Source organism: Mesorhizobium sp. M1A.F.Ca.IN.020.04.1.1 (assembly GCF_003997315.1).
GTDB lineage: Bacteria > Pseudomonadota > Alphaproteobacteria > Rhizobiales > Rhizobiaceae > Mesorhizobium.
The window spans coordinates 25,113-32,418 of sequence record NZ_RZSN01000053.1 but is presented as its reverse complement, the minus strand read 5'-3'; the positions used below and the strand labels follow the sequence as shown (position 1 = coordinate 32,418).

General features: G+C 63.5%; 6 protein-coding genes, 1 tRNA gene and 1 pseudogene. 4 read left to right on the top strand and 4 right to left on the bottom strand.

Annotated elements, in window-relative coordinates; all coding sequences use genetic code 11:
- Positions 1–356: 356 nt before the first annotated feature.
- Together EOA49_RS13520 and EOA49_RS13515 are read left to right on the top strand one after the other, a co-directional pair.
- Entirely contained in the window at positions 357–1,289 is a 933-nt protein-coding gene (locus tag EOA49_RS13520) for a YbhN family protein (RefSeq protein ID WP_127242097.1), read from the top strand.
- A 143-nt stretch (positions 1,290–1,432) separates the two neighbouring features.
- Positions 1,433–1,506 (top strand) — tRNA-Gln (locus EOA49_RS13515).
- A 143-nt stretch (positions 1,507–1,649) separates the two neighbouring features.
- On the opposite strand, the gene EOA49_RS13510 is transcribed toward EOA49_RS13515, so the two are convergent.
- Both EOA49_RS13510 and mobQ read right to left on the bottom strand, forming a co-directional pair.
- A complete protein-coding gene (locus tag EOA49_RS13510; RefSeq protein ID WP_164747032.1) occupies positions 1,650–2,528 on the bottom strand; it encodes a recombinase family protein in 879 nt (292 codons plus the stop codon).
- Positions 2,529–2,758: 230 nt separating this feature from the next.
- Positions 2,759–3,235 (bottom strand): annotated as a pseudogene (gene mobQ / locus EOA49_RS13505) (MobQ family relaxase); the annotation flags it as partial.
- Positions 3,236–3,407: 172 nt separating this feature from the next.
- Here mobQ and EOA49_RS13500 point away from each other — a divergent pair.
- On the top strand, positions 3,408–3,734 hold the full coding sequence (locus EOA49_RS13500) for a conjugal transfer protein TraD (RefSeq protein ID WP_127242099.1): 327 nt from the start codon (positions 3,408–3,410) through the stop codon (positions 3,732–3,734).
- 1 nt (position 3,735) lies between these two features.
- On the top strand, positions 3,736–3,978 hold the full coding sequence (locus EOA49_RS13495) for a conjugal transfer protein TraD (RefSeq protein WP_127242100.1): 243 nt from the start codon (positions 3,736–3,738) through the stop codon (positions 3,976–3,978).
- Between the two features lie 249 nt (positions 3,979–4,227).
- On the opposite strand, the gene EOA49_RS13490 is transcribed toward EOA49_RS13495, so the two are convergent.
- The gene (locus tag EOA49_RS13490; RefSeq protein WP_127243188.1) at positions 4,228–5,535 is read right to left on the bottom strand and encodes an HlyD family type I secretion periplasmic adaptor subunit; all 1,308 of its coding nucleotides are present in this window, start codon (positions 5,533–5,535) and stop codon (positions 4,228–4,230) included.
- On the bottom strand, positions 5,535–7,289 hold the full coding sequence (locus EOA49_RS13485) for a type I secretion system permease/ATPase (RefSeq protein WP_127242125.1): 1,755 nt from the start codon (positions 7,287–7,289) through the stop codon (positions 5,535–5,537). Before EOA49_RS13485 ends, EOA49_RS13490 begins: the two co-directional genes overlap by 1 nt.
- Positions 7,290–7,306: the final 17 nt, after the last annotated feature.

Genomic DNA, 7,306 nt, shown 5'->3' with positions numbered 1-7,306 from the left:
CTTGGTGATTGCAAAGCGCGCTGCTAGTCTGTTCTCAACTTGAAACAAATCGAGGTGCCTGCTGCGTCCTTGCTGGTTCGCGCGGCGCCGGTATCGTGGTCTTCCACTTCAATTCCTTCCGGCGCCGCGCGAACCAGCAAGGACGCAGCAGGCACCTCGATTTGTTTCAAGTTGAGAACAGACTAGCAGCGCGCTTTGCAATCACCAAGAGCGCATGCCTCGATTTTTGGCGCCGTCACGCAGGGGCCACCTCATGCCGGTTGAATAGCCGGCTTCAATCAGGCATGTCTCAATGAGACTTGGAACGGGTTTGGGCAACATCATAGCAATGAGCTTAATCGCATGACGACGACGCCATGAACTGGACGCGCTATTTCTGGCCGGTCATCGGCATAGCGGCCGTGGTGTTCTCGCTCTGGCTGCTCATCCATGAGTTGCGCGGCATCTCACTCGACGATGTCTGGGCCGGTATCGTCGCCATCCCCCCGCGCGCCTGGGTGCTGGCGGCGCTGAGTTCCGTCGTCGCCTATGCCTCCCTCGCCGGCTACGACCACATTGCGCTGCTCCATATCGGCAAGAAAGTTTCGTGGCTGTTCGTCACGCTCTGCTCCTTCACCACCTATGCGCTGTCGCACAATATCGGCGGCTCGGTGCTGTCTGGCGCGGTGATCCGCTACCGCGCCTATGGCACCCGGGGGCTGACCGGCCAGGATGTCGGCGTGCTGGTGGCGATCTGCTGGATCACCTTCGTGCTCTCCAGCCTGCTTGTCGGGGGCCTCGTGCTGGTGCTGGAGCCGCAGATCGTCGACCGTTTCACCACGACCCCGCACCACGAGCTGGCAACAGCCGCCGGCCTCGCCATGCTGATCCTGGTTGCGGTCTATGTGTTCTGCAGCTGGCTGCATCTGAGGCCGCTCAAGGTCGGCAGCTTCCAGCTGCATTACCCGGCACTGCCGATCGTGGCGCGGCAATTGCTGATCGGCCCGGTCGAGCTGCTCGCGGCGGCGGCCATCATCTACTTTGCCTTGCCGGCGGCCGGCAATCCCGGCTATTTCGTCGTGCTGGGCGTCTTCATGATATCCTTTTCGGTCGGCTTGCTGTCGCATGCGCCGGGCGCCCTCGGCGTTTTCGAGGTCGTCTTCCTGGCCGGACTGTCGCATATGGATCCGGTCGGCGTGCTCGCCGCACTCCTGGTGTTCCGCCTGTTCTACCTGATCGTCCCGCTGCTGATCGGGCTCGGCGTGGTGCTGTTCTTCGAGCATTCGCAATACAGCCGCGGCGAAGGTTGAGCGTTCCCGTGCGGCCCGCGACCGAATGAGAAAAAGGCTGCGGTTGAACTGCGGCGCGGGGTTGACTATTTTCGGATGGCGGCTACAAGGCAGCGCTCGCGGCGCTTGAGCCGCCCGCTTCGCGCGATACCGACCGCGCCTGCTGGGGAATAGGTTAACGGTAGACCAGCGGACTCTGACTCCGTTAGTCCTGGTTCGAATCCAGGTTCCCCAGCCAAACTGGACTCCCTGTTGGTATAGCGGTCTGCTCAGCGCCTATGGCTGCTCCAGACGCGACCGTTTCCGCAAGTAGATCAAACGGTTGCCTGAAGACAGCGTGAACCTCGCCTTGGTCCCATTGGCAGTTCGACAGTACAAGATTCAAGAGCCTTTTTTCTCATGCACGGGCTGTTTCGCAAACAGTCGGCTGGCGTTGCGCGCCAATTCCAACAGCCGGATGCCATCCTCCATGTATGATTCCTCGGTGCTGCCATGGCGCTCTATCTCGCGAAGCAGCCGGGTCTGTTCGGTTCGCCACTGTGCCGACATCCGGTCGTAGAAGGTGTTGTCGATGCGGCCATCGAGCTTGTCGAGATACAAGGCGTGCAGCCGGTCCTCGAGCCGCTTGTACTCGACCTGGCATCGATGGATCGCCTGTTCATGCTCCCGGCGCTCGTCGGCATGGCTGGCCATGAGCGCTGCCTTTACCCATTCCAGGATCTCTTCGTCGAAGTGCAACCGGTCGAGCAGGTTGGCGAATGCCTGATCGAGCACCTCCTCGCGGACATATTTGCGGCGGCAATCACCGTACCCGCCTCGGCCTTTGTTGGTATGCCCCGTGCAGTGATAGTAGACGTATTTGCCCTTCTTGATCTCAGCGACAACGGCGCAGCCGCATTCGGTGCAGGTCATCAAGCCGGTGAACGCGAACTCGTTTCCCACCGGGTGGGTCGGCACCGCATTGCGGCCCGTCAGGACGCCCTGCACCCTCTCCCACAATTCGATCGATACGAGAGGTTCGTGCTTGCCCTGGTGCAATTTGCCGTTCCACTGGAACAGTCCCGTGTAGAGGCGGTTGCGCAGGATCATATGGACGGTGCTGACCGGAACCGGATTGCCGCTCTTGGGATAGATCAGCCCATCGCTGTGGGCTGCCTTAGCCAGGGCCTTCAGCGAATACTGGCCGGTTGCGTAGCGCTCGAACAGCTGTGTTGACGACTGGAGCCAGTTCAGGATGCGGCTCGATGACCTTTCTGCCATCCTTCCCCGTGGTGTTGACATAGCCTAGCGGAGCCTTGGTCGGCCATATGCCCTGCTCCGCCTTCTCCATCTGCCCCTTGCGGGCTTCTTCCGACAGGTTGTCTATGTAGTTCTTGGCCATCAAAGACCTTGATGCCGTGCATGAACTTTTCAGATGAGCGCGAGTCTCGCGACAGCGTCACACCTTCCTTCGCAAGGTGGATTTCTACACCCAGCTCATCGAGCGTCACCCAATCTCGTACCTTCGCCCCAAAACCGTTTTCATCCACTGACCGCATGGTGAGCATGACATGGGCATGCGGTTTTGGACCGCCATCCTCTGCCCTGTCCCAATGCACATTGAGATCGGCGACCATGCCTCGGCTGACGAACTCGGCCTGAACGAAGTCGCGCGCCAGCTCGATGCCTTGCGCCTGGCTGAGTTCACGCGGGAGGGCAAACTCCACCTCGCGGGCCAGCTGCGCATCCTTCCTTATCTCGAAGGCCTCTACGTCGTTCCATAGTCGTTCGTGATCGCTCCAGGCGCGCGGAGCATTCTCCGGCAGCATCACCTCTGAATGGACGACGCCGCGCTTGGCCGAGAAGTCATGAGTGCGTTCGATCCGCTCGTCACGCAATCGAGAAGCCGAGCGGTAGGCGGCTGACGCCACAGCACTGCTCCCTGCCTTGCGGCAAATGACCTTGACGTGAAGATGATAGATCGCCATCGCGATCCATTCATTTGCACGTCAAAGCGCACGTCGGCACGACGTATAAGCGCGCCCTCCCTCGAAAAATTCTCGGGATGGACCAGCCCGTCCCGGGCTGTCTCGGCAACCCTGAAGCCTTCCGGCAGATGCTCCCCTATCATCATCCGATCGACAACCGACGGAGACCGCCATGCGCAAACCACGTGACTTCGACGCCGAACTGAAGGCATTGGAAGACAAAGCCAAGGAACTGAAAAACCGAAAGGTGCAGCAGCTTGGCGACCTGGTCATCGCCACCGGCGCCGATCAACTCAGCACCGACGAACTGGCCGGCGCGCTGGTCGCAATCGCCGAGACGAAGGACGCCGCAAAGCGTGAGGCATGGGCTAAGCGTGGGGGGATGTTTTTCGAGAGCGGCTCCCGGCGAACTGCTCCAGCATCTCAGCGCAACCTACGCGGCGCTCCAGCGCAATCGGGCAGCCCGCAATCGCCGGCAAGCGGCACGGGCCCGAAATGACATGCGCGCGTGGCAGGTCGAGCGCTGCAAGCGCACCCGACACCTCATCGAGCTCGGCGGACTCGTCGTCAAGGCAGGCATCGTCGAGCTGACCAATGACGATCGCGCTATCATCTACGGCGCGCTGCTCTGGATCGCCGCCAAGCTCCAAAGCCATGAGGGCGAGAATGCGCGGGACCTGTGGGCCGCGAAGGGGAAACAGGCGTTCGCTGCGGAATGTCATGAAGAGCAAAAGGGCCAATGACGCCCGAAGATTGGCGAGCGCCGGCTCCCACCCGGTCGAAAACCGCTTCAATGTGAAAGGGATGTTTTAGGTTCATCTCGGGTTCGCCGGTGGACTCCGCGTTGCTGACCGGAACCCCGGTCACGACCAACCTGAGTTGAAGGCATCGCTCTAGCGATTCCGGTAACCCAGGTATCCCCGGATGATTTGTGAACCAGCAGGTTGCGATCGTCCGCAATGGGTCAATAGGCTATTGAGATCCGGGCACGGTCACTCCTCCCTGAACGCCCTGTCGATCTGATCGGCCAAGGGCTTCACCAGATAGGAGAGCATCGTGCGGTTGCCTGTCGAGAAGAACGCCTCGACCGGCATGCCGGGCGCCAGCGTCAGACCGTTGAGCTTTTTCAGCTCCGGGCGCGGAATGCCGATGCGGACGGTGTAGAAGCCCGCGCCGCTGCGCTCGTCGAGGCTGAGGTCGGCGGCGATCTCTTTGACATTGCCGTTCAGTTCCGGCGTCACGCGCTGGTTGAATGCCGAGAATTTCAGGCCGGCTTCCTGACCGAGCTTCAGCTGGTCGATGTCTTGCGGCGACACGCGCGCCTCCACGGTCAGCTCATCGGCCACCGGCACGATCAGCATGACGACTTCACCGGGCGTGATGACCCCGCCCACGGTATGGACCGCAAGCTGATGCACCACCCCGTCCTGCGGGCTGCGGATGTCGATGCGCTTCAATTGATCCTCGGCCGACACCTTGCGCTCGACGAACTCGGATATCTTGCTCTGAACGTCGCGCAGCTCGGTCGCGACCTCCTTGCGCAGGTCCTGGTCGACCTGGATGATCTGCAGCCGCGTTTCGGCAATGCGGCCCTTGGCCTGGGCGATCGAGGCGGTGAGCTGGCCGTGTTCGCCGTCGAGCCGGACGGCGTCGCGCTCGAGCTCGGTCAGGCGATCGATCGACACCAGCTTCTGTTGCCAGAGCTTGCGGATGCTTTCGAGCTCGATGCCGATCAGCTCGATCTCGTGGCTCTTGGCGACACGCTGCTCGCTCAAGCCGGAGCTCTCCTCGGCCAGTTGGGCAATGCGCTCCTCGAGCTGCGCCTTCTGGCCGGCGCGCGACTGTTGGCGGAATTCGAACAGCGACTGTTCTCCGGCCATGGCGCGGGCGACGGTCGGATCGCCCTGCCGCGAGATCAGCGATTGAGGAAACACGATCGCCTCCTTGCCGTCGCGCTCGGCCTCAAGGCGCGCCAGGCGCGCCTCGAATTCGTCGAGGCCCTTGGTGACGATCGCCAGATTGGCCCGCGTCACGGTCTCGTCGAGACGCAACAGGACGCCGCCCGACTTCACCGCATCGCCTTCGCGCACGAGTATCTGGCCGATAACGCCGCCGGTCGGATGCTGCACCTTCTTGACGCTGGAATCGACGACCAGCCTGCCGGAAGCGATCACCGCGCCGGACAGCTCGGTGACGGCGGCAAGGCCCCCGCCGCCGCCGACAAGAACGATGCAGGCGGCGACGCCGCCGATCAGGTAGCGGCGAATGGTCGTTTCCACCGGAGCGGCTTCGTCGGCCATCAGGATGCGCTCTCCTCGGCCCCGGCAACCACCTTCAACGGCGCCGCGGCCGGCCGGGTGACCTTGTTCAGGACCTCGTTCTTCGGCCCGAAGGCCTGCACGCGGCCATTGGCCATGACCAGCACCTGGTCGAGGCTGGCCAGGGCGCTGGGCCGATGCGCCACGACGACGGCAATGCCGCCCCGCGCGCGCACGCCCTGGATCGCCTCCGTCAGCGCCGCCTCGCCCTCGGCATCGAGATTGGAATTCGGCTCATCGAGGATGACCAGGAACGGATCGCCGTAGAGCGCGCGGGCCAGCGCCACACGCTGCCGCTGACCGGCCGAAAGCGCCGAGCCCGCTTCGCCGATCCGCGTTTCGTAACCTTCCGGCAGGTGGACGACCAGATCGTGCACGCCGGCGGCGCGCGCGGCCGCCAGTATCTTGTCCGAAGGCGCCTGCGGCTCGAGGCGCGCTATGTTTTCGGCAATGCTGCCGTCGAACAGCTGCACGTCCTGCGGCAGGTAGCCGATATGCTTGCCGAGCTCTTCCGGCGACCATTGATCGAGCGTCGCGCCGTCCAGCCGGATCGCCCCGCGCGCCGGCTGCCAGATTCCTGCGATCGCCCGCACCAGCGAGGATTTGCCCGACGCGCTCGGACCGATGATGCCGAGGCCCGCACCCTTCTCGAGCGCAAAGCCCGCGTCCTGCACGACGAGCCGGCGCTCGCCGGGCGGCGTCACGCTGATGCCTTCGACAGCGAGGCCAGACGCCGGGGCCGGCAAGGAGACGCTGGTCGAGGTCTCGGGCAGCATGGCCAGAAGTTGCGCCAGCCGCGCCCAGGCCTGCCGGGCACTGACGAAGTTTTTCCAATGCGCGATCGCCAGCTCGATCGGCGCTAGCGCCCGCCCCATCATGATGGAGCTCGCGATCATGATGCCGCCGGTCGCTTCCTGATGGATGACCAGCCAGGCGCCGATCGCCAGGATGCCCGATTGCAGCATCATGCGCAGGATCTTCGAGATGGTGCCGAGCGTGCCCGCGACATCGCTCGCCTTGGCGTTGGTGCCGAGATAGTCGGCATTGATGCCCGCCCAGCGTTCGGCGATGCGCGAGCCGAAGCCCATCGCCTGCAGCACCTCGACATTGCGGCGCGTCGCCTCGGCAAGCGTGTTGCGCAAGGCGGCCTGGCCGTTGGCCTTCTTGGCCGGCTCCCGCGTGCGGGCCTCGGCGAGCAGCGTCAGCCCGAAGAGGATGATGGCGCCGCCCAGCGCCGTCATGCCGATCCAGAAATGGAACAGGAAGCAGATGCCGAGATAAAGCGGCATCCATGGCAGGTCGAACAGCGCGGTCGGTCCGGCGCTGGAGAGGAACGAGCGGACCTGGTCGAGATCGCGCAGCGACTGCAAGCCGTCGCCCACAAGCTTGGTGCGCAAGGGCAGCCGCATCAGTGCCGCGTAGACCTTGCCGCTCATGCGCTGATCGAGCGCCATGCCGATGCGCACCAGGAGCCGCGAGCGGATCAGCTCGAGCACGCCCTGGAAGGTGAAAAGCATGGCGGCGAAGATGGCGAGCCCGACCAGCGTCGGCACGCTGCGACCGGGGATCACGCGGTCATAGACCTGCAGCATGAAGAACGAGCCGGTCAGCGCCAGTACGTTGACGACACCGCTCATCAGCGCCACCCCCGAAAAGGCGCGCTTGAACGAGGACAGCACCGCCGCGAGCGTTGCCCGCGGCGGCTGGGTTGGATTGAAAAGCGTCGTTGCCGTCACCTGACTTCCAGTTCAAT

Bases quoted from the DNA above. Each gene is read 5' to 3' on its own strand.
- EOA49_RS13510 (WP_164747032.1), bottom strand. From the start codon at position 2,528: ATGGCAGAAAGGTCATCGAGCCGCATCCTGAACTGGCTCCAGTCGTCA.
- EOA49_RS13490 (WP_127243188.1), bottom strand. From the start codon at position 5,535: ATGGCCGACGAAGCCGCTCCGGTGGAAACGACCATTCGCCGCTACCTG.
- EOA49_RS13495 (WP_127242100.1), top strand. From the start codon at position 3,736: ATGCGCGCGTGGCAGGTCGAGCGCTGCAAGCGCACCCGACACCTCATC.
- EOA49_RS13500 (WP_127242099.1), top strand. From the start codon at position 3,408: ATGCGCAAACCACGTGACTTCGACGCCGAACTGAAGGCATTGGAAGAC.
- EOA49_RS13520 (WP_127242097.1), top strand. From the start codon at position 357: ATGAACTGGACGCGCTATTTCTGGCCGGTCATCGGCATAGCGGCCGTG.